This is a genomic window from Streptomyces sp. AM8-1-1, assembly GCF_032229325.1.
Taxonomy (GTDB): Bacteria; Actinomycetota; Actinomycetes; order Streptomycetales; family Streptomycetaceae; genus Streptomyces; species Streptomyces achmelvichensis.
Genome location: NZ_CP135086.1, coordinates 8,348,834 through 8,369,853, shown reverse-complemented (window position 1 = coordinate 8,369,853; position 21,020 = coordinate 8,348,834). Strand labels below are relative to the sequence as shown.

Below are 21,020 nucleotides of genomic sequence, written 5' to 3'. Positions count from 1 at the left end.
CGCGCCGGAACGCGGCTGTGCGGATGCCCGGTTACGTGCGAGGAAGCGGCTCGATGAGCAGTGCGTCCATGGGCTTGCTGCGATGGGGGCGCAACACTTCCAGCCAGGTCACTCCACCGTCCAGGAGACGCCCCATGCACCCGAAGCCGTTCCACCCCAGATCGACGAAACAGCGTTCAGTCCGCTGGCCACGACCGGCCAAAGGCTGACCGTGCAACGTGACTTCTCCGAGGTCAACGCCCCGTTGCTCCAACGCGACCAGGGCGCACGTCGCCGCCCGGCGCAACGGGCTCGTCTCCACCCAGCGCCGCCGTACATGCCGGGCGACGTCAGGGTCCTCGAGGTCTCCGTCCAACAGCCTCAGCGGCGTGATGCTGATCTTGCCCTTCACGCGCCGGCCGAACAGCTCGATCCGCGCAGGGCGCGGCACCATGCTCTGCAGCCCCTCGAACTCTGTGAGCATGTGGTCCCTGGGCGCGGGCCCGGCTTCCGGGTCCGCCGTGAGGGAGGCAAGGCGCTCGCGAGCCAGGGAGAACGGCTCACCCTTCCGCCAGAGCAAGAACAGCTCGAAGCCCTCGTCCAGCAGGCTGCGACCACGGAACTGGAAGGAAATCCCCCGGGTCCGGCCCCGCAGGGCCTGCCTCATCCCCACGTACGAGTCACGCCCGTTGATCGATGCATCCAGCGACTCGCCCAGCCAACGCTTGTCCGTACCGTGCTCAATGACGACGTCGACATCGTTTGGCTCTAGCGCCCCGCGCGCGTACGACCCGAAGACGTACACCTCGTCCACCAGGCCCAGAGGCCAACCACCGTCCTCAAGCCGCGTGATCATGTCCGCCAGCAGCCGCGTCGCCCGCTCGCGCTTCACCCGGCCACGCCCTCGGCATACGCGACACGGAACTCCTGTGCCATCACGAGAACAGAACCCGGGACCGCGCGCGGCTTTCCGCCCTCAAGCGTCTGTCCGACCACCTCCGCCGCAGCCCTCCCCCGCTGCAGCTCATACTCCTCAACCGCAGCGGCGAACTCTGCCGGAACCTCCCGCCGGTCCACCACACCCGCCACAGCAACCTGCGGGAAAGACCCACCAAACGTCTGCAGCTTGGCCCACCCCAGGGCACGGCCCGCCTGACGCATCGCCGAGCGAATCAGAGCGACCCCGCCCAGCTCCTCCGCCTCATCAACACCGAGCCGGAGTTCATACGACCCACCGAAAACGCCACCACCCGGCGGACACGACCGACGCAACAACGGCACCAGGACAGCAACAAGACGCTCAAAACGCGGATCCCCCGCAAACGACGGCATACACCGAGCGTAGCCAGACACGACACGGCCCCACCCGGCGTTTCGCCACACCCACCCACAGGAGCGACAAGCCTCCCACCCACCGAACGACACCAGCCTTCACCGACAAAACGACACCACAGCCCCGGCATCAGCCCAGCCCAGCACCAGTGAAAACCCATGACGCACACCCAATGCACAACACACGGCGCCCATCAAGCCCCCGTCCGCGTGCGGACGGTTCCACGCTGATCCACAACACCGATGCCCTCCTGCGGAATGCCGACAACGGCTTCGGCCACGAGGGTTCCGTCGTGGCGGGTTTCCAGGCGGCGCGCGTGCTTCCCGCTGGGGTCGGGCCGACCTGGACGTAATCGTCGGGGCAGGCCTTCGGCGGGCAGATCGGCCCGCATGTATCGTCACAGCCGCTCACCGGTGGACCCTGCACGCTCCAAGCTCCGCGCGGTCGCGGGTCGGTGACGCACCGGCAGGGCCTCCAGCCCCAGCGAGAGGGCCGAGGCGAAGTGAAAAGCATGGACAGGCCGGGGCGCGAGAGTGTCACGGGCGTGGCCGATCAGCGCGTCGGCGGTCTGGGCGTCCTCGCGGCAGGGCATCCACAGCAGCAGTCCGGTGCCGTCCTTGGGACGGACGGCGTACGAGACGACACCGGTCACCGTTCCATGGCTGTCCACGGCCACGTGTACCGCCGGTGGCTCCAGCTCCGCCCACCAGCCCGCATCCACCACAGACCGGCCCTCCAGGGCGTCGCTGAGCATCGCCGGCGTGACGGACGGCTGACCAGGCAGCCGGTCGGCCTCGACCAGCGCCAGGACCGCCGACTCGTCGGCCGGGGTGTAGGGCACAGCAACAGGCCGAGGGCAGAACTCACCATCACGACCATGACCGCAGGACTCCTCCCTGTCCAGGAACGGGACCCGTGAAGCGGCACAGATGCCGCCCCACAGGCACTGACGGGCGACAGGGCGGCTCCCCGCTCCACGACTCCCAGCAGCCACCGTTCGACGGCTCCCAGGGCCAGCAGAACGGCCAGGTCGCTTTCCCGCTGGAGCGCTGCCCGGTCGATCAGCCCCGCCTCCACCCACAGCAGGAGCGCGCTGGCGTCCAGGCTGCGGGCCCTGCTTCCCCAGTGCCGCGCCCAAGTACTGCTTGTGACGCGGCAGATAGCGGAGCTGGTCCGGCGTGAGAAGGGACAGGACGAGCGACTTGCAGCGCCAGTAGCCGGTCGGCAGATCGGCGCGGTAGCGATCTGCGAGCGGCACGGCGAACGCAGCCGCGACGAAGGCGTCCGTGAGGAACGGCGACGCTTCGGGCACCGCCCCGGCTGCCGGGATCGTCTCGTGGGGATAGAAGGCGTCGAACGCGTCTGCCTGAGCCCACGAGTGGCCGTTCCGCGCGTGTTCGGCGATCCGCTCAGCCACCCACGCGCGCCACCATACGGTCGCGGCCGACCGGTACGGGTCGGCCAGCAGTGCGGGCGCGGTGGGGACGATCCACTCGGGCCAGTTCGCCGCCCAGTACCCTGCGGCGCCCGCACACGGCCGGGTACGCACCGGGCAAGCGCGCCACCCCCTCACCGAACAGGCCCGGCCCGCTGCGGGCCACATCAGCCGCGTAGCGCCGTGCAGCCCGCACCCCGTGCCGGTGAGCAATGGCCGTTGTGGCGTAGCGCGGCACGCCGAGCAACTCGTCCGAACCATCTCCCGACAGCCGTACGTCCACGCCACGCGTGGCTGCACGTTCCGCCATGGCCGCGTTGAGATCCGGGCGCGCATCCAGCCGGGGCCCGCACGCGCACCAGCGCGGCACCGCACTGTCACGCTCGGGGTCGATCACCTCCAACTCGACGCGGGAGAGACCCAGGTCATGCGTGAGGCGGGAGACCGCGGCCAGCTGCTCGACGGTCCCGCCCTGCTGCGCTGCTGCGCGGAGGCCTCGCCGACGCGCCCCACTCCGGCGCCGCAGGCCGACCCCGTTCCCTGGCACCGCACGCCCTCCGCCCTCCTGTCTTTTCGTGTCGGAGAAGGGCTGTAGAGGGGAAGTCAGCCTGTTCGAGATCACCGGACCATCGGTGAACGCCCGTTGACCTCGCACCATGCAGCCACGCACGCAAACGTCCCCGCCAGCCGGTATGACCGATGGTGCGACCGTTGATGTGACCGATGCTGAGACCGTTGGTGTGACCGTTGATGTCCCGGCCAGGCCGGGAGCCGAGCGCTCACAGACACCCGGCCGGGACGCATCGCCCGGACCGGCTCCGCCCGGCCCTCTGGCGCGCGGAGGCCTCGCCGACGCGCCCCACCCCAGCGCCGCAGGCCGACCCCGTTCCCCGGCACCGCACGCCCTCCGCCCCCCACCATGATTGTCGGAAAAGGGCTGTAGAGGGGAAGTCAGCGCCCGGAAAGGTCACCGACCATGCCGGTGAATGCCTGGTGACCTCGCCAAATGCAACTACACGACGCCTGCATTGCCGCAGCTCAGCGCAACCCCAAGCGCAACCCCAAGAGCAACGGCATGCGCAACCCCAAGCGCAACGGCAACCGCAACCCACCAAAGCCGGGGGTGCGGCTACTTGTGCGGGTACTCGTGCGCCTACTTGCACCCCAACTCGTCCCGGTACTTGTGCAGCTGCGACACGCGCCCAGTAGATCATTGCCGCGGCAGCCGACCGAGCGCACACTGGAACCGGTGTTGCCCCTCACAACGCTCCCCTTGCGGGAGTGGCGGACAGAGCCCTGAACGGCCGTCACGTCCCGTTCAGGGCTTCGCCTTGCCGAGAACATCCCCGCCCCAGCCCGACGCACACAAGCCCCAGACCACGGCACGGTGAAGTCCAAGGCGACTGGGGACCATCCCCGCGCATGCGAGGAGCAGTCCATCCCGCCGGCGAGCAGCGTCGTCATCCGGGGACCATCCCCGCGCGTGCGGGAGGCAGTCGAGCAGGTAGCCGTGGGGGCAGGCCGCGTAGGGACCATCCCCGGATGCGGGGAGCAGGCTCATGTACCTGTCCACGCGTGACGAAGACCGGGGACCATCCCAGCGCGGGCGGGGAGCAGTACGCCCGACCAGCCATCGCACCGCCGCGCGAGGGACCATCCACGCACGTGCCGGGACCAGGCGGCGTACGGCTCGTACAGCTTGGTCGTGGTGGGACCATCCCCGCGCATGCGGGGAGCAGCAGATGTCCAAGGCCACCGCGATGGACGCCAAGGGACCATCCCCGCGCGGGCGGGGAGCGAGGCTCTACCAGGTGCGGGAGCATTCCCGCTGAGTAGGGTGCGACTCAGCGGTTGAGGTCGAAGACGCGGACGTCGAGGTCGGTGTAAGCGCCGGGATCGACGGTGGCGACGAGGGCGTCCATATCCCACTGAGGAAGCGTGCGGGCTGCATGCGCTGCCACCGCCACCCCTACCGGCTTACCGTTCCGGTGCATCTGGGCAACTGTCAGAGCGGCCGGGTAGTCGAGATCAAGCATGTGCAGGACGTCGAGCTGTCCCACATGCTCGACGATGCCAGGATGATCGAGGTCCGCCTGGAGCACAGCGAGCACCGGCACCCACAAGCGCACCTCGGGTTCGAAGTTGGCGCGATGGATGAGAGCAGAGACCTGCCGGTTCCCAGACAGGGCGAGCAGAGTGGGCGTGTCGAGGATGAGGTGGTGCTGGATCACGCGGCATCGTCGCGCGCCGGCCGGGCGAACGTGTCCCGCAGGCGGCGGCCCATCGCCGCGCTCTCCTCGTCCGTCACCTCGGTACCGAAATGCTCTGCCAGATAGGCCCGCGTCACGTCCGCACGCTCACGCCGCTCCTCATCCGTGAGACTCGATTCCGCGAACTCCTGCACCAGAGAACGGATAGAAGTCCCACGTGACTCCGCCAGCACAGCCAGGCGGTCACGCACCTCAGCAGGAACCCGAATCATCGCATCAGCCATACAGAAAGTATACGTCACAGTATACGTGCGGGAGAAGGAGTCCCATGCAGCCCGCGCGGACGGGAAGCAGATGCCGCCAGTAGGCAGCCCCGGAGCCGAAGATCATCCCCGCAAGGAGAGCATTCACTCGATCTGTACGGAGCGGACCATGGCGAGGCACCATCCCCGCGCGTGCAGGGAGCAGGAGGCGGGGCGTGTAGGCATGCGGCACTGGTAGACCGCCCTCGTGTCAGTGGGATCCGAGCATGCCGGGTGAGTCGATGTCGACGGTGACCACACCGGGTGGATAGGCGTCCTCGTGACCGGTCAGCAGGATGGACATGCCAGTGAACTCCGGCCGGGGCAAGGCACAGTAGAGGGCGTGGCAGGTGTCGGGGCCGCCGTAGCCGTCCCGGATCATGCTGCCGACGCTGATCGCGGCGACCATGTCCAGCGGGTCGACAGTCACCGAGGAGAAGGCCAGTACACGGCGTGCGGCGCCCTCGTCATCGGCTTCAGCCTGAGCCAGGCACAGCGCGGGGATCCGCAGCTGCTCCCCCGGCGTCAGGGCCATGTTGCCGGCCAGCAGGCTGAGCGTCTTGTGACCACGGGCGAGCGCAGATACCGCGCTGGTGTCGAGGATGATCACGCAGCCGAGTCCCGGGCCGTGCGCGCCTTGTCCGCAGCGATCTTGTACAAATTGCCCAGCACATCAGGGGCCTGATCGAACTCGGCATCACTGATCGCCACCCCCAGCAACCGACGCACCGCCTCCCGGTCCGCCGCCAGCCGCTCCGCACGCTGCGCCGCCGTCGGCTGCTCCGCAGCCAACGCCTCCACCAGCTGCCCGATACTCACACCCCGCTCCCTCGCCAACTCAGCAAGATGATCACGCGTCTCCCGCGGAACCTGAATCGTCGTCGAAGCCATAGCAACACTATAGAACATCTACAGAAATGAGGCTGTCAGCGGCACGCAGCCATTGGGCGCATCCCCGCGCGTGTGGTGGTGGAGTCGATGCTGACCAGGGACGGGTCCACGTCGCCCCGCTTCGCCGCCTCCGCGATCAGGTCCTCCAGCAGGGCTTCGAACACTCCGGCGTCACGCCACCGGCGGAAGCAGTTGAAGTCGGTTGACCAGGCACCGAACTCGCTCGGTCTCTCCCGCCACTGCCCGCCGGTCCGGAACCGCCAGATCACGCCCTCGCACTGCTGCCGCAAGGTCTTGGGGTACGCGCCGTACTCGCCGATCGGCGGGTGCGGCTCGATGAACTCCCACTCTTCGTCCGTCAGTTGCGCGCGTGCACGCACGACGGTCTACCGGGCCAGGGCCTGGAACGGGGCGAAACCCACGGGTCCATCACGACCCGAATGGCGCTAGGCGGGCTGCGGGGCGGGTGTTTCCGGAGCGGCCGCGACGTTGCGGGTCTCGCGCATGATCAGCAGGCCGTTGACCACCATCAGTGTCGCGGTCAGGCAGTGGACGCCGAGCGCGGTGGCCACGGAGCCGTGGTGGGCCAGCACGTTGGTCATGTCGCCGTACGCGGCGAGTGCTTCCACCAGCAGCACCCAGCCCAGCGCCCGGCGGTGACCCGTCACCAGCAGGACGCCCAGAACCAGGGCCAGGACGACGTCGCGGATTCCCTTGATGATCAGGAAGCCGTCGCCGTCACCGGGCGGCCAGCTCGGCAGGCCGTAGCCCGGCGCCGTCGTCTCCGGGCTCAGGATGTACTCCGTCCCGAACCAGAGGATGAAGAGGATGAAGGCGGCGGCCAGGATAGTGTTGATCTTCTTCAGCGACATTGCTCTTCTCCATGCGAGTCTTCGTCAGCTTGGTGAGCTTCGTGGAGCTTGCCGAGTCGTGTGGGGCCTGATCAGGCCGCGTGGACGCGGCCGATCGAGGGCCGCAGCTTGCCGGGATCGCAGTTATGGGATCCGAGCGGCAGCTGCATTCCCGAATGTCGGGACTTCGGTGGTCAGCAGCCCCCGAGGAGTGGGGATTGGCCACCGGCGCGGCCTCGGCCCTCGAGGTCAGAAATCCGAAGCCCTCCGGCTCACCCGACGGGGAAAAAGCCGTCGATACCGAGGCGAACCAGCGCATGTCGGGGAAGCGGTGGTATCAGGCGAGGGCGGCAACCAGCAGGGTGAACGCGGCGACGATGACGGCGACGCGGATGTAGTGGTAGCGGTTCCAGCGGTGCAGCTGCTCCTTCCAGTCGGCGGGCCGGTTCTCGGGGGTCCAGGTCTTGTTTCGGTTGTTGATCGGGACGAGCAGCAGGATCGACATGACCACGCCGAGGATCAGCAGTCCGGCGGCGATGACTACGAGGCCGGTGCCGGGGCGGTGCCATCCGGCGACGGCCCAGATCGCGCTGAGGATGAGCGAGCCTATGTACCAGAACGGCATCAGGGCGCCGAGCATCCGGCCGCCGTGGGCGTGGCCGAGCTGGCGGCTGTCCTCGGGAAGCGCGTCCAGGATCCGGTTCATGATGAAGGCGACGGAGAACTCCACCCCCACCATCAGGCCGACGACGACGGTGGTGACGACCTCGAGTGTGTTGAGCATGACGATCCCTCCGTGAACTAGCGTTGCTAGATGATGAGGCAACGCTAGTACTGCTAACGCTCGATTGTCTAGCGATGCTAGGATCGATTCATGTCGGTAAAGGAACGCAAGGAGCGCGAACGGGCGGAGCGCGAGCGCCTCATCGTGGCGACAGCCCGCGAACTCGCCGAGCAGCAGGGCTGGGACGCAGTCACCACCCGCCGGCTCGCCGAGCGCATCGAGTACAGCCAGCCCGTCCTCTACAGCCACTTCCGCGGCAAGCGCGAGATCATCGGCGCCGTCGCCCTGGAGGGCGCCACCGAGATGGCCGCGGCGCTGCGGGCCGCGACCTCCGCCACGGACGGCACGCGCGAGCAGGTCGCCGCCCTCGCCCGCGCCTACCTCGACTTCGCCGAGCACAACCCCGCGGTCTACGACGCCTTGTTCCAGCTCGACGGCGGCCTGGCGTACGCACAGGACGACACCCCCGAGCCCCTCAAAGACGCCTTCGCCGCCCTGCTCGAATGCCTCACCGAAGTCGCCGGCGACAGCGTCCACCCGGCGCTGTTCACCGAGGTGTTCTGGGCGGCTCTGCACGGCCTGGCGACCCTGACCCGAGCAGGCCGCCTGCTGCCCGAGGACGCTGAACCGAGGCTGGAGCTGCTGCTGGAACGGCTCGCCATGACCTGACACACCATCCCCGCAAGCACCCAGCCGGGGCCCCCGGGCCCCACCGCTGCCAGCCTGCGGCAACGCCTCCGGCCACTCGCACCCACACCGCGCAGCCGCAGACCACCGGGCCCGCACCCCAGACGGGCACCCACCCCGGAGACTGCGACGCTCATTGATCACGACCCGATACACGCCCTAGTAGCGCCTTACGATTACGGAAGACTGGTAGCTCACCAACGAAGGGGCAGTTCGTGGCGCAGGTTGTTCGGCAGCAACTTGTGGAAGCGTACGTGGGGTACCACGCGTTCGGGTTGCAGGAATCCGACGATGCGGACCTGCCGGTCGCTTTCCCGGACGAATTCGATTTCAGCGTCTTCCTCAGCGCCCACCCCGGGCGTCTGGACATCACCAGCGGCGGCCACACCCACACGGCCACGGTGACCGTCGAGGTCTGGGACGCGGTTCCGCCCGCGATGGATCCTGCCGGTTGGGACGAGCAGGCTGAAGCCGATCTCACATTCAGTAGCGGCCAGTTGGCGGTGTGGTCCATGCACACGGGCCGGATGGACGACGTCATCACACTGGCAGAGTCCGGCGGTTCCTGGCGGGTCCGGGTCAGCTGCGCCGGCCGGGCCGAGGCCGCTGCCCTGTCGGAGGGCGACGGGACCGGCGTCGGGGTGGAGCGCTACCTCATCCAGTTCTGGCCGGCGAACACGTAGGGCGCAGAGCGCGCCGGCGAGGGCTGTGTTCACCCCCCGCCGGCGCGCGCACCTCGAGTTCAGGAAACGATGGTGACCATGAAGCCGTCGTCGAGTCCGTCGATGATGCGGTTCTTGCCGTAGTAGCTCTTCAGAATCTGGCCGCCGGCCTGGTTGTCGGCCTTCGGGATGGGCTTGGCGGAGAAGTTGAACTTCGTGACTTCCGGGTCGTACTCGGATTCCGCTGCTCCTTCGTAAGTACTGGCAAACGGATACTCGTCGCACTCCTTGTCGCCACTGGTGTAGTTGGGTCCCCAGTACCGCTTGCACTGCTTGACGGCGGCAGCGCGGTTCTTGTCGATGCGCTTACTGTCCACCGTGCGGTGGAGCGGCTCCTTCGCGGTCTGGCCCGGAACCTTCTTCGCCGACATGTACGGCTTGGTGTCCTGGGGCACGAGGAACGTCTGGCGGATGTGCGCCGCCTCGGCCTGTTCCTCCGCGCCCGGCTTCGCGCTCAGGGTGAGCGTGGTGAGGTAGCTGAAGGTAGCCGCGCCCTTCTTCTCCGGCTTGGTGCCGCCGGTGGAGTTGGCCAGGTACGAGGCCGAATCCCAGCGGGGTGCGAGCATGAACAGTTTGCCGCCCAGTGCCCCTCGCAGCGTCCATCCCGGCGGGGGCGTGTAGCTGATGACCGGCTCGTAGACAGCGAAGAGCAGGTCCAGGTCCTTCTTGCTGCCCTGTCCGGGCTTGGCGGTCACCGTCTCGTTGAAAGTTCGCTGAGCCTTCAGCTGAGTGAACGTCTTCGTGCCCGGCATCTTCCCGCCCCGGACGTACTTTGCGCCGGCGGGCCAGCTCTGTGGAATGTTGCCCTTCGTCGTGATCGGCATGGTTGCCGCACCGGTCGTGCCGGTGGTCGTGAAGTCGGTGAAGTCATACTGGAAGTTGATGTCGCGGCTGTTCTTGGCGATCGTGCCGATGACGCGGACGTTGAACATGCTCTCGCCGACCGGCCGGTTGTTCCGCGTCCAGGTCTGTAGGAACGACGCGCCATTGCACACCGCGAACCGTGACTTGACGAAGAAGGACTTTTCGCTGCCCAGGCCCTTCACGCATTCCCCGTAGGTCATCGTGCGGGCTGGTTCCGGCGCGGTTGCCGAAGGCCCCAACAGCGCCCGCACCGCAGGAGCGCTCTGCTCCGGCGCCATGCCGGACGTTCTATGCGACAGCGGCGCATACGAGGCCGCCGGCCCGACGGTTTCCCGCGGCAGACGCGCCCCGGGCTCCGTCTGCGCCACCAGATCCCGCAAGCGCTGCATCCCGGACCCACTCTGCAGGTCTTTCAGCGACGGCTTTACCGCGCCCACGGGCAGGACGAACGACTCCACCCTCGGCGTCACTGGGCTCCCCGAGCCTGCCATCGCAGGAGCCGCCGTGGACACCACAGCCAAGGCTGTCGCGGTCGTCAGCAGCCGTATACAGAGCCGCCCCCACACTCTGTTCATCAAGCAAACCCCCTGAACATGCGTCATGCCAGGCATCACGCCTGACATTGGTCACCCCTCACCCTTCCGAACTGGCATGCGAATACAAGGGGGTTATGCGTTGCTGTCTTGATCACCTCGGAACCTTGTCCGAGACTGCCACCGGACCAACAGCCTCCGGCTCTTGACCATCCCCGCCCTCGCGGGGAGCAGGATCTGTCACGCGCCGACTCGTTGGTGATGCCTGGGTGTGTTCTGTACCGGGGGGGACCATCCCCCGCGCGTGCAGGGAGCAGATGGATTGGACGGTGTTCAGCGCGTCGAAGGATGATCACCGCAGGTCAGCTTGACGAACTGGTGCAGCGGATTTCCGTGGGGGGGAGCACCTGCCGATCCCGAGCCCGGCGAATGACGGGGCGCAGTTGCTCACACCGTCACAGATGAAGCACTGTCCCCTACCAGGGGTCGGCGCTGCGGCCGTCCGCTCCGAGGAGCGGTGGATGGTGGACCAGGACGAGGAGGGCGGGTTGTTCCTGGCCGCCTATGCGCCGTAGGACATCGCAGCGGACGGCTCGGTGAGCAGCAGCAACGTCGCCTCGTTCGCCCACGGGGGCAGCCCGGCAAGGGCGACGGACGGGCAGGCGCTCGGGGCGGCAGTCCACATGGCCGGGCTGGATCCGAAAGCTGCCCTGCAGCTCGCTGCCTGGCTGGAGACGATGGCCGCGTATTGGGACCGGTCCGAGGAGCTGGGAGACACAGAAGCGGCAGCCCCGATCCTTGCGGCGGCCATGTGTTTGCTCAGACCTATCTGCGGACTGCAGACGATCGGTGAACCACACAGTGGCGATCACGTCCCCCGCCGACAGCCCGGGCCGCCAGGTCGCGCAACCTCTTCGTACGGCGTTCCCAGGGTTCCGTCGACCATCAGACTGCTCAGCCGGTCCAGGGCGTCCCTGGTCAACTCCAGGTCGGACAAGCTGCCAGTGCGGGCCAAGCCCCAGTAGATCGGGCAGACAGTTGAGGAACTGGATGCCGGTCATGTTTCTGATCAGCGCTCGAACAAGTCCTTCGTGGCGGGCCGCGAAGGACGCTTGACACCGCTGCACGCCAAGAGCTCGGTCCCCGTAGCGTCGAAGTACAGATTGAAGAACCAGATCCGGTCCGCTGCGTCGATGATCCCAGTACGCAGTTGCTCACCACGGCGCCGCGCGAGGATCTCAACGGTCTCGCCGAGGCCGAGGGTCAGCTGGCCGGTCTTCGACACCCGTCTCAGCCTTGTGGCAGCGATGCCGCAGACCATCCACTGGGGCACCTCGTCGTCCCAGACCACTACGTTGCCGCCGGCAGCGATGGCGTCCCGTGCTGCACTGCAGGCGCTCGTCTGGTCGGTGAGCATCGCGGCAATGTCGGGCTGACTTGAGTGCTCGTCCTCGGCGGCCATGCGGTGACTGTACTGAGCAGGAGCTTAGCGGCAGGATTCGGCATGGGCCTGCGCGGGATAGAGGAAGATCATGACGGGACAGCCCTGCTGTCCTGCGATCCGCTCAGGGGCTCTAGCCGCGCAACCGTGCCGCCGCTCGATTCGGCCGACTGCAAACCGACTTCGGCCCGTCCCCGCAGCTCGGATCTGGCCTGGCCTCGCGGGCGAGTCGCTGCCCGCTGGCGGCGGTGGAGCGGGTGGTGGCCCTGATGCCGAGGCCGAACAGCTCGCAGATCAGCAGGGCATCGCCGCCGGCGGCCTGTACCTCGTCAACGATGCGGTCGCTGCGCAGCACGTGGGCGGACGCCGGGTACTGCCGGTACAGCCAAGCACGGGACACGGGTGTGGTGGACAGTGAGGTGCGCTGAGTGATGAAGACGTGGGGGTTGGCGGTGCCGGGCCAGCAGGCTGCGATGGGCGAGGTAGGCGGCAAGGCGTACGCGGACCGGTTCGGCGAGCAGGACGGTGCGTCCGGGCAGGCGCAGCGGCCCTGTCTGTGCCGCGAGGGCGTCATCGAGGGTCAGGTGGCGGTCGCTGGCACGCCGGGCGTGGAAGACAAGCAGGGTGGCGACGGTGGCCCGGCCCGGGTCCTGGGGAGGCGAACGGTCAGAGCGGGGGTGGTGGTTTCGTGCGAACGCAGACGGGGTGAAGCGGCTACGTCGGTGTGGTGTGGCTGAAGCCAAGGGAGGTCAGTCCTTCGGCTTGGCACAGTCTGTCGGAGGGGCCTCCGACCTCAGTCTGTAGGCCGTCGGAGCCCCGTTCTACCGGCCCGGTACAGACGGCCCACGTTCACCCATCCCACCCCCCAGCGCGCCGAGGCCCCGCCGACGCGCCGGCCCCTGGCGCCGCAGGCCGGTCCGTTCCCCGACACCCCGCCCGCCTGTGCTGCCCGTCCTCGCCCGACTCCACCAGGACCCTCCAGCCTCCGGCAGCAGGGGCGTTCTTCTCGGCGTTGGGCCGGCTACAGCGCAGCCGCCTGCACCGCAACCTGGAGAAGCACGCGATAGGGGCGCTGAGATAGCAGCGGCCCTATCGCGCTGTGCCGTTCACGGAACGAAGCCGGGTTCGGGGGTGTGGTGGGGGGTGTGCTGGGTGCATGCGCTGCACTGGCCATGGCCGCTCGGGTCGGCTCGCCGCGGCGTTGGTCCGGTACACGAGCGGCAGGCCGGCCAGTCCAGGCACAGTGGGCACAGTCTGGTGTCGGTCACCGTGCCCGGCCGACCACATCCACCGCACTCCACCAACACGCGAGAGACGGTAGGAGACCCCGTATCGTCGGCTGGCGGCGACGCGGAGCCGTTGGCCCGGCGCGGGGGGACGGATGATTCATCCGGGGTGTCGCAGGCAGCGTCCAGGCATGACCCGCCGGGGTAGACGGCGTCGGGGCCGGACGGTGTCCTCAGGGCACGAACCCGGGCCGCGATCACGGCCCTCACGCTGGTGCGCACTGGCCGGGGCAACGGCCGGGCGGCGATGGCATGTTCCACCCGCTGCACGCTGCATCCCCGCTTCAGCAGACGATCCACCGCTGCCGCCACGGCATGAAGATCCGCCCCGGTCAGGCGCAGGGGTGGGTTGGCGGCACCGATCCGCTCCAGCAACTCCACCCCGGGCGACAGTGCGGCGGGCGACGGTGACGGTGCGGCGCCGTCCGGCTCCGTTGCCGGTGCGGGCTGGCCGCAACCGGTCGCCTCTTCTGGACAGGCGGGGCCGGGGGGAAGGGGGGTCCCTCTTCTCTTCCTTGTTTTCGTCTTCTGGTTACTGATGTTCTTACCCCCCGTGCCAGCCAACGCTGGATCAGCCAACGTCGGAAAACCCGACACAGGGAAACCCTGCACAGGCGCATCCAGCACAGGCCGATCCGCCAACTCCCCCGGTTCCCCAGCCGACACGAGCAGCGCGGCCGTCCCAGACGGCAACCCGGACGACAGCGCCCCAGGGCGTGAAGACACGGACGACGCGGTCACAGCCGAAGACCGAAGCGAGACAACAGATGAAGCCTGAGGCGCGTCTGTGGGTGCAGGGTTGGGTTTGTGGTCGGCGGGCAGGGAGGCAGAGCCCGCGTAGGGCGGAGCAGGCGACGATGGTGGGGGTAACGCTGCACCTCCGACTTCGCCGGGAGATTCTCCCCCGTCGCCGGCCGGCTGGTCCGTGGTCACATACACCACTGGCCCCAGCGTGCCGTCCGGCCGCCGCACCCGCTCACGACGCAGATAGCCGAAGTACTCCAACTCCCCCAAGCCCGCCCGCACAGCGTCCCGGCCCTCACGCCCACAACCCGTCAACGCAGCAACCGAAACCCGCCACCCCGACCTGTGTGAGGCGATCAACCCGAACAGACCTTTGGCCTTGAAACTGATCCGCCCATCCCGGAACAACGCATTCGACACCTGCGTAAACGGAACCGCCCCCACCAAACCACGCCGCACCCCCACACCCGAACTCACCACACCACACCCCGCACAACCACCAACACCTCCCCGCCCCCAACCCCAACCGGCATGTGAACGGCAGATAGGACTGCCAAGGGGCACGCCAGCCCCGGACTCGAGGACATCCATCGTCAACTGCACTGTGTCCGCGGGACTATGACCCACCAGCAGCTCCCAGCACCATGGCAAACCTGCACAACCGACCCCCACCGACCATGCACACCTGCACAACCAGCAAGACATTTTGCGCATGGGCCGTGCACAAGCACCTGGCGCCGCTGCGTTTACGAGAACGGCGGCCGGTCGGCCCGGCCTTTTCCCTTGCCCCACCCCCGGAGCTGGCCCGTAAGAAGATCCGACCACAGCCCAGCCGCGGCTGGAGGGTTGCGCTACATGATCACGACCGTCGCCGGTCCTGTGCGCTCCTAGAATTGCGAGGGTGATGGCAACAACCAGTGATATCGAGAAGGCGGCCGGTGTGCTGCGCGCCGGCGGTCTGGTGGCCCTCCCGACGGAGACCGTCTACGGTCTCGGCGCAAACGCCGAGGACCCAGCCGCGGTCGCGCGCATCTTTCAGGTCAAGGGCCGTCCGCCCTCCCACCCGCTGATCGTCCACATCGGCGGCGGCGAGCAGCTGGACGGCTGGGTAGGGGACGTGCCCGCAACCGCGCGCCTGCTGGCCGAACGCTTCTGGCCAGGGCCGCTGACGCTGGTCCTCCGCCGCGGTTCCCGCGTGCCCCTCGAAGCCACCGGTGGACTGGAGACGGTGGCGGTGCGCGTGCCCGACCACCCCGTCGCACTCGCGCTGCTGTCAGCCTTCGGCGGCGGTGTCACGGCCCCGTCCGCCAACCGCTTCGGCCAGGTCAGCCCCACCACCGCGGACCATGTCCGTGCGGAGCTCGGTGATGGCGTCGACTTCGTGCTGGACGGCGGACCCTGCGAGGTCGGCGTCGAGTCGACCATCGTCGACGCCACCGGCGAAATGCCGAGCATCCTTCGGCCCGGCGGGGTGACGCGCGAGGACCTCGAAGCGGTGCTGGGGCGCCCGCTCGCGCTCCCCTCAACGAGCCCCGTCCGGGTCCCGGGCCAGCACCCGTATCATTACGCGCCGCGGGCACGCGTCGTCCTCGTCGAGCCCGAGAAGGTCGTCGCGGAAGCGCAGCTCGCGCAGGAGCTCGGGCACCGGGTGGGCATCCTTCTTCCGCCGGCCTTCGCCGACGCTCCGGTGAAGGCCCACGCCGTGGTTCCCCTCCCCGTTTCCCTGACCGCCTACGCGCACGGGCTGTACGGGTACCTGCGCGAACTCGACCAGCAGGGGTGCGACCTCATCGTCGCGTCCTTGCCGGCGGAGGAGGGACTGGGACTGGCGATCGTCAACCGGCTGCGCCGCGCCGCAGGGCCCCGGCCCACCGCGTGACCAGCGGTCAGGACGCCGCAGGGACCGCCACCTCGAGACCGCGCGAGGCGACGAGCTGCGCACTGCCGTCGGCCAGACGGTAGCTCAGGCCCACCACAGCGGCCTGGCCGGCGGCGACCTTCTCGGCCAGCACGCGGGAGCGGTCCAGCAGCAGGTCGACGGTGTGCCTGATGTGCTCGGCGAGGATCTCCTCGGGCTCAACCTGTCCGGCGGCCCGTGCGGCCAGCACGCTGGGGGTCACACGTTCGACAACGTCCCGGATGTATCCCGCCGGTGTCACGCCGTTCTCCAGAGCATCGCACGCTGCACCGACCGCGCCGCACGAGTCGTGGCCGAGGACCACGACCAGCGGGCAACCCAGGATGTCCACGCCGTACTCGATGCTGCCCAGCACCTCCGGTCCCATGACGTGGCCTGCAGTGCGCACCACGAACAGGTCGCCCAGGCCGCGGTCGAAAACGATTTCGGCGGCCAGCCGGGAGTCGGAGCACCCGAACAGCGCGGCGAAGGGCTGCTGGGCCGGTGCGATCTCGGCGCGGCGGGTGGCGTCCTGGTTGGGGTGCTCAGGCGTGCTGGCGACGAAGCGTTCATTGCCGGCCATCAGCAGATCGAAGGCGTTACGGGGTGTCGGAGTTTGTATCTCGGTCATGACCGCAGCCTAAAACCCTGAAGGAGCGGTCGCACGGCCTGGTCCGACCGGAGCTCACGTAGCGGATCAGGATCGTGGTCTCTCATGGTTTCCACTCAGTGCGCAGAACGGCCACCACCTTGCGAGGACGGCCCGCGTCGTCGCCCGGAATCGCCGCATACGCCGCGTTGTAGGGCATCAGCCACACCCGGCCGTTCCCGGGGCGCAGCCGCTTGACGGTGGCCTCGACCTCCAGGAGCGCGGCGGCGATGTCCCCGTGGTCGCGGAGCCCTGACGGCGGCCGTCCCGTACATCCCGTTCTCGGGGGCGCGCTCCTAGGCAGCGTGGTGGTGAGGTCGACGTCGCCCTGCGCAGTCATGACACCGACCGGGACACCGTCGTCGGCGGTGTGCGGCTCGCGTAGGCCTGCGCCGAGCAGAGTGTGCGGCCGATCTCCGGTGCGATATCGCGGTCGCTCCAATCGCTGCCCCCTCCCCCAGCGCCCGCCCCTCTACTACGGCGCCGGACGCCGGTGCGCGGCGCATGACGCTGCTGGCGCAGGACCGTGCGGGGTGGGCGGCCGGTGCCGGCTGGGTGTCGGCGGCGCACGCCGACACCACCAGCGAGTGAAGGCGTGCCGGTGGTGGACTGGCCAGCGCTGCATGCCTTCGCGGGTCGGGGTCTGATCGTGCTGCTGGGGCCCGCCTCGGAGCCGGTGCGGGCGCTGTCGACGGGACGTCCGGATGTGGCGGAGCTGCTGTTTGCGCCGTGGCGGGAGCTGTTCGGCGGCTCGCTGCGCCTGGAGGTCGTCTACCACGGGCTGCCGGGGACGGGTCGTCGCGGCTGGCGGCGCGGACGCTACAGCTGGCCGACCCACCCTGCGTCTCTGCGGTGCTCACGAATGCAGTGCGGTATGCCGTCGGGCCAGCAGACGAGCGTTGTGGGCAGCCGAAGAGGTCAGCCCTGCTGCAGCGCGGCAAGACCCTTCTGCAGGTCTTCGCCGTTCATCACCGGCTGGATCTCGACCTTCGCGCCCAGTCCCTCGAACAGCGGCTCCACGATGGTGGGCAGCAGTGAACTGTCCTGCATGTCGAAGACGAAGGTGCAGGACCGCCCGCCCTCACTGGGGCCGAAGTAGGCCGCCTCAGGCTTGAGCCGTTCCGTCATCGACTGCATCGTTTTCTGCAGTGTGCCGTTCTTGAGTGCCTCATTCGAGATCTGGGTGTCCAGATGCGCTCTGAGCATGACCCTCATCGCACTTGCTCCTTCCGTCCACCACGACCGGCGCGGTCCCGTCCGCGCTCGCTGAGACCTGGCAACGCCCTCCTTAGCCTCTCCTCGAGTGATCGGAGCAGCAACATCTCGTCCACCGTCCGTGCCGACGTGGATGCCGGCAGTGCTCATAGTTCGCATCCAGGGGGCACCGTGACATCCACGGCTGACATCAACGACTGCGGGGCAGCAGCAGGACCGAGCAGCCGTCGGCGACACCGTTGCCCGAGGTATGACCAGGTGCGACGCCGGTCCGGTCGAACTTACAAAGCAGTGGTCAGCAGCGCCGAAACGAGAGTGCGGAGCCAACCAGCAAGCTCCCGGCAAGCCCAGTAGGTCTCAGCCACCGCGCTGCCCCCAGTTCACATCAAGTCAGTGGCGATGGGCAGCTACGACAAGGGAGGATGCCGCTGTGGCTACTCCTTTCGAGAACATCCAGGGGAAGACCGAAGACGGCCCGTACCGCTGCCCCTGCTGCGGCTTCGTGACGCTTGGCGAGCGCGGCAACTTCGAGATCTGCTCCGTGTGCTTCTGGGAGGACGACGGGCAGGATGACCACGACGCAGATCGGGTTCGCGGCGGGCCAAATGGCGGGCTGAGCCTCACCGAAGCTCGACGGAACTTCGAGACCATGGGCGCTTGTGACGAGCGGTGCACCAGGTTCGTGCGCGACCCTCTGCCAGCGGAGTATCCGCATCGATGACCTCGCCCATTGACAACAACGACGTCGGGGTGTGGCGATCCACACATCGCTGCTGCCGTCCGCGACCGGGCGCCAGGTCGGTCAGACCATCGGCACAGCGGGGTGCCCCGGACGAGGGCTTGACCTGAAGTCGGTGTTGCCCGGGACGCTGAAGCGTGCCGGGCAACGGCAAGGCTGCCGGGAAAACCGCGAGTTCGCGTGTCAGGCGGCGGCTGTTGGATGCGCCGTCTTGGCGGTGCGGCGGTGTTCGGCGTTGATGCGTTGGGCTTCTTCGAGCTGGTCTTCGAGGATGACGATGCGGCAGGCGGCCTCGATGGGGGTGCCCTGGTCGACGATTTCGCGGGCGCGGGCGGCGATGCGCAGCTGGTAGCGGGAGTATCGGCGGTGGCCGCCCGGGGAGCGGAGCGGGGTGATGAGGCGGGCTTCGCCGATGGCGCGGAGGAACGACTGGGTGGTGCCGATCATCTCGGCGGCCCGGCCCATGGTGTAGGCGGGGTAGTCGTCGTCATCGAGACGGCTGAGCGAGTCGTCTGCGGTCATTGCACCTCTCTGTTAAACGCGTGGAGGGGCCCTGGTGCCATTGGCACCAGGGCCCCGAAGGAACTGCTACACCATCTGCCGGCCCTGGTACTGCGCCGGCCTTCTGTGTCCGCATACCTGCCCGGGAGAGGGCGGGCAATGCAGGGATCGCGGTTGCTTGACCGGAGACCACCTCACTATCGATGTCCTGCGGTACCCGGACTCACACTCTGCCCGGGCGATCCTGATGGCGCCTGGCTCCTCCGTTCTTCTTCCCTCTGGAATCACTTACCTACTACTGGTACTGCGTACTGCTCTGTACTACTGGTGATGCGAACTACCGGTGGCCTGCCCTAGCGCCACTCTTCGGCACAGCCAGCCCCGTCGCCCGTCCTGCATCCGCTCTGGCTTAGAACCCCACTGCCGAACCTCCCGGTGCGCGCGCCCGCAGCCGACGCCTTCACCGAGGTACTGCTCACTGACTTCACTGCTGGGTACTGCGAACTGCACTTACAGGTACTGCCACTGCGCTACTGCTGATGGCGGCCCCTGATCACTGCGGGCCACCCGGTCCGGCCGTCAGTCCCGTCGCCATCCTGCAACCACTCCGGCTTCGGAACTCCACCACCGCACCGTCCTGCAACTACATACCGCTGCCCGCCAGTTCGTGTCTGCCGGGCCCTGCTGATCTCGGCTACGAGAGAAACCATAACCACACCACCACCCAATGTCTACTCCAGCCGACACAGATTTTCGCGTGTCCGACAGCGAGGTAATCGAGCACGGGCGGCGCCAACCGTCCGGGGAACCGTCCCATGGGCATGCAGTCAGTCCCAGCGGCATCGACCGCCGTGGACGTCACCCCGCGGTTACGACCCAGGCAAAAGGCTCGACGGCCACAGCCCCCAGCTCGTGGTCGACACCCGCGGTCTACCCCTGAGGGTCGTGGTCGTCCCGTCGACCTGCGCGACTCCCAGGCGGCGAAGGACGTCCTCTTCCGCCTGCGTCCGATACACCCGGAGATCACGATCGTCTGGGCCGACCGGGCCCATGGGGGCAACCCCCGGCCGAGGACTCCTCCGGGTTCGGCACGCTGCCCCGGCGCTGGGCGCCGAACAGCCCCTGGCCCGGTTGATGAACGCCCGCCGCATGCACGCGAGGACGCACGGCTGGTTCAGGGCCACGCAGCCGTCGCGCGGCCCCGAACCGTGCCTCTCAGATCCCGCCGACGCGCCGGACAAGCCCAGTCACCCCTCGTCCGGGGCGGGCGGTACGACTGGCATAGGGCAGCCGTGCTCGCCGAGCGCGGTGCCCGCGGGCGGGGGTGAAAAGGTCAGGCGAGGTTGATGTTCTCGGCCTGGGGGCCTTTCTGGCCCTGAGTGATATCGAACGTCACGGCCTGGCCTTCCTGGAGCTCACGGAAGCCTGAGGAGTTGATCGCGGAGTAGTGCGCGAAGACGTCCGGACCGCCGCCGTCCTGGGCGATGAAACCGAAGCCCTTCTCCGCGTTGAACCACTTCACAGTTCCCGTAGCCATGTCTCATGCCTTCCAGTCGATGAACGCCTCCCACTCCATGCGGAAGGCGAAGGTGATCGCCCTGATTTTTGCGGCACAGCACAGCAAAACGCCCACGCTAAAGAGCGTGGGCACAAAGGAAACTTCCGAACCACGACAGCTGACCCAGACGCTACACGCCCACACACCCCGTCACCACCGACCCGTACGTCTCACCCAGCACAGCGTGCACGGAACCCTCGGTACCGGGCAGGCACGGTAGTTCAGGCGGCGGCCGTCGGGTTTGCCGTTTCGGTGGTGCGGCGGTGTTCGGCGTTGATGCGTTGGGCCTCTTCGAGCTGGTCTTCGAGGATGATGATGCCGCAGGCGGCCTCGATGGGAGTGCCCTGGTCGCGGAGGATCTGCGATCCGCTGAACAAGGAGGAGGTGATGACGCTGGCA

At 68.1% G+C, this 21,020-nt stretch carries 20 protein-coding genes and 4 pseudogenes; 4 read left to right on the top strand and 20 right to left on the bottom strand.

Annotated elements, in window-relative coordinates; genetic code table 11:
• Positions 1–31 precede the first annotated feature (31 nt).
• The 10 genes and pseudogenes from RPQ07_RS37320 to RPQ07_RS37275 all read right to left on the bottom strand — a co-directional run bounded on the left by RPQ07_RS37320 (position 32) and on the right by RPQ07_RS37275 (position 7,785).
• Positions 32–871: a nucleotidyltransferase domain-containing protein gene (locus RPQ07_RS37320; RefSeq protein WP_313948701.1), complete on the bottom strand. Its 840-nt coding sequence runs from the start codon at positions 869–871 to the stop codon at positions 32–34.
• On the bottom strand, positions 868–1,311 hold the full coding sequence (locus RPQ07_RS37315) for a hypothetical protein (protein ID WP_313948700.1): 444 nt from the start codon (positions 1,309–1,311) through the stop codon (positions 868–870). Before RPQ07_RS37315 ends, RPQ07_RS37320 begins: the two co-directional genes overlap by 4 nt.
• A 398-nt stretch (positions 1,312–1,709) precedes the next feature.
• Complete coding sequence (locus RPQ07_RS37310; RefSeq protein ID WP_313948699.1) at positions 1,710–2,153, bottom strand: hypothetical protein; 444 nt, start codon at positions 2,151–2,153, stop codon at positions 1,710–1,712.
• Positions 2,154–4,591: 2,438 nt separating this feature from the next.
• A complete protein-coding gene (locus tag RPQ07_RS37305) occupies positions 4,592–4,978 on the bottom strand; it encodes a hypothetical protein (protein WP_313948698.1) in 387 nt (128 codons plus the stop codon).
• The gene (locus tag RPQ07_RS37300) at positions 4,975–5,241 is read right to left on the bottom strand and encodes a hypothetical protein (protein ID WP_313948697.1); all 267 of its coding nucleotides are present in this window, start codon (positions 5,239–5,241) and stop codon (positions 4,975–4,977) included. Before RPQ07_RS37300 ends, RPQ07_RS37305 begins: the two co-directional genes overlap by 4 nt.
• A gap of 229 nt (positions 5,242–5,470) precedes the next feature.
• Positions 5,471–5,869 carry a hypothetical protein gene (locus RPQ07_RS37295; protein WP_313948696.1) on the bottom strand — a complete coding sequence of 133 codons (399 nt, stop codon included), beginning with the start codon at positions 5,867–5,869 and terminating at the stop codon, positions 5,471–5,473.
• The gene (locus tag RPQ07_RS37290) at positions 5,866–6,150 is read right to left on the bottom strand and encodes a hypothetical protein (RefSeq protein ID WP_313948694.1); all 285 of its coding nucleotides are present in this window, start codon (positions 6,148–6,150) and stop codon (positions 5,866–5,868) included. Before RPQ07_RS37290 ends, RPQ07_RS37295 begins: the two co-directional genes overlap by 4 nt.
• Positions 6,151–6,206: 56 nt before the next feature.
• A pseudogene (locus RPQ07_RS37285) lies at positions 6,207–6,530 on the bottom strand (transposase); the annotation flags it as partial.
• Positions 6,531–6,596: 66 nt separating this feature from the next.
• Positions 6,597–7,022, bottom strand: coding sequence for a DUF4267 domain-containing protein (locus tag RPQ07_RS37280; protein WP_313948693.1), 426 nt, complete (start codon positions 7,020–7,022; stop codon positions 6,597–6,599).
• Between the two features lie 316 nt (positions 7,023–7,338).
• A complete protein-coding gene (locus RPQ07_RS37275; protein WP_313948692.1) occupies positions 7,339–7,785 on the bottom strand; it encodes a DUF1772 domain-containing protein in 447 nt (148 codons plus the stop codon).
• 90 nt (positions 7,786–7,875) lie between these two features.
• Between RPQ07_RS37275 and RPQ07_RS37270 the strand changes: the two genes are divergently transcribed.
• Positions 7,876–8,454 carry a TetR/AcrR family transcriptional regulator gene (locus RPQ07_RS37270; protein WP_313948691.1) on the top strand — a complete coding sequence of 193 codons (579 nt, stop codon included), beginning with the start codon at positions 7,876–7,878 and terminating at the stop codon, positions 8,452–8,454.
• A gap of 272 nt (positions 8,455–8,726) precedes the next feature.
• Positions 8,727–9,155 (top strand): hypothetical protein, encoded by a 429-nt coding sequence (locus RPQ07_RS37265; RefSeq protein ID WP_313948690.1) that lies wholly within the window; start codon positions 8,727–8,729, stop codon positions 9,153–9,155.
• Positions 9,156–9,214: 59 nt separating this feature from the next.
• Here RPQ07_RS37265 and RPQ07_RS37260 read toward each other — a convergent pair whose 3' ends face one another.
• From RPQ07_RS37260 to RPQ07_RS37245, 4 genes and pseudogenes are all read right to left on the bottom strand, one after another.
• The gene (locus RPQ07_RS37260) at positions 9,215–10,516 is read right to left on the bottom strand and encodes a NucA/NucB deoxyribonuclease domain-containing protein (RefSeq protein WP_313948689.1); all 1,302 of its coding nucleotides are present in this window, start codon (positions 10,514–10,516) and stop codon (positions 9,215–9,217) included.
• 1,144 nt (positions 10,517–11,660) lie between these two features.
• On the bottom strand, positions 11,661–12,053 hold the full coding sequence (locus tag RPQ07_RS37255; protein WP_313948688.1) for a hypothetical protein: 393 nt from the start codon (positions 12,051–12,053) through the stop codon (positions 11,661–11,663).
• Positions 12,054–12,165: 112 nt separating this feature from the next.
• Positions 12,166–12,432 carry a hypothetical protein gene (locus RPQ07_RS37250; RefSeq protein WP_313948687.1) on the bottom strand — a complete coding sequence of 89 codons (267 nt, stop codon included), beginning with the start codon at positions 12,430–12,432 and terminating at the stop codon, positions 12,166–12,168.
• Between the two features lie 314 nt (positions 12,433–12,746).
• Positions 12,747–12,836: pseudogene (locus RPQ07_RS37245) on the bottom strand (GNAT family N-acetyltransferase); the annotation flags it as partial.
• A gap of 2,130 nt (positions 12,837–14,966) precedes the next feature.
• On the opposite strand from RPQ07_RS37245, the gene RPQ07_RS37240 reads away from it, so the two are divergent.
• Positions 14,967–15,941, top strand: coding sequence for an L-threonylcarbamoyladenylate synthase (locus RPQ07_RS37240; protein ID WP_313948686.1), 975 nt, complete (start codon positions 14,967–14,969; stop codon positions 15,939–15,941).
• A gap of 7 nt (positions 15,942–15,948) precedes the next feature.
• Here the strand turns inward: RPQ07_RS37240 and RPQ07_RS37235 are convergent, their stop codons facing one another.
• From RPQ07_RS37235 to RPQ07_RS37225, 3 genes and pseudogenes are all read right to left on the bottom strand, one after another.
• On the bottom strand, positions 15,949–16,590 hold the full coding sequence (locus RPQ07_RS37235; protein WP_313948685.1) for a carbonic anhydrase: 642 nt from the start codon (positions 16,588–16,590) through the stop codon (positions 15,949–15,951).
• 82 nt (positions 16,591–16,672) lie between these two features.
• A pseudogene (locus tag RPQ07_RS37230) lies at positions 16,673–16,852 on the bottom strand (LexA family protein); the annotation flags it as partial.
• Positions 16,853–17,526: 674 nt separating this feature from the next.
• The gene (locus RPQ07_RS37225; protein ID WP_313948684.1) at positions 17,527–17,823 is read right to left on the bottom strand and encodes a DUF3303 family protein; all 297 of its coding nucleotides are present in this window, start codon (positions 17,821–17,823) and stop codon (positions 17,527–17,529) included.
• 430 nt (positions 17,824–18,253) lie between these two features.
• Here RPQ07_RS37225 and RPQ07_RS37220 point away from each other — a divergent pair, with 430 nt between their 5' ends.
• Positions 18,254–18,544 (top strand): CPCC family cysteine-rich protein, encoded by a 291-nt coding sequence (locus RPQ07_RS37220; RefSeq protein WP_313948683.1) that lies wholly within the window; start codon positions 18,254–18,256, stop codon positions 18,542–18,544.
• Between the two features lie 201 nt (positions 18,545–18,745).
• On the opposite strand, the gene RPQ07_RS37215 is transcribed toward RPQ07_RS37220, so the two are convergent.
• The 3 genes and pseudogenes from RPQ07_RS37215 to RPQ07_RS37200 all read right to left on the bottom strand — a co-directional run.
• Positions 18,746–19,084 (bottom strand): MerR family transcriptional regulator, encoded by a 339-nt coding sequence (locus tag RPQ07_RS37215; protein ID WP_313948681.1) that lies wholly within the window; start codon positions 19,082–19,084, stop codon positions 18,746–18,748.
• A gap of 1,312 nt (positions 19,085–20,396) precedes the next feature.
• On the bottom strand, positions 20,397–20,600 hold the full coding sequence (locus RPQ07_RS37205) for a cold-shock protein (protein WP_313948680.1): 204 nt from the start codon (positions 20,598–20,600) through the stop codon (positions 20,397–20,399).
• A gap of 242 nt (positions 20,601–20,842) precedes the next feature.
• A pseudogene (locus RPQ07_RS37200) lies at positions 20,843–20,977 on the bottom strand (MerR family transcriptional regulator); the annotation flags it as partial.
• Between the last annotated feature and the right edge of the window lie 43 nt (positions 20,978–21,020).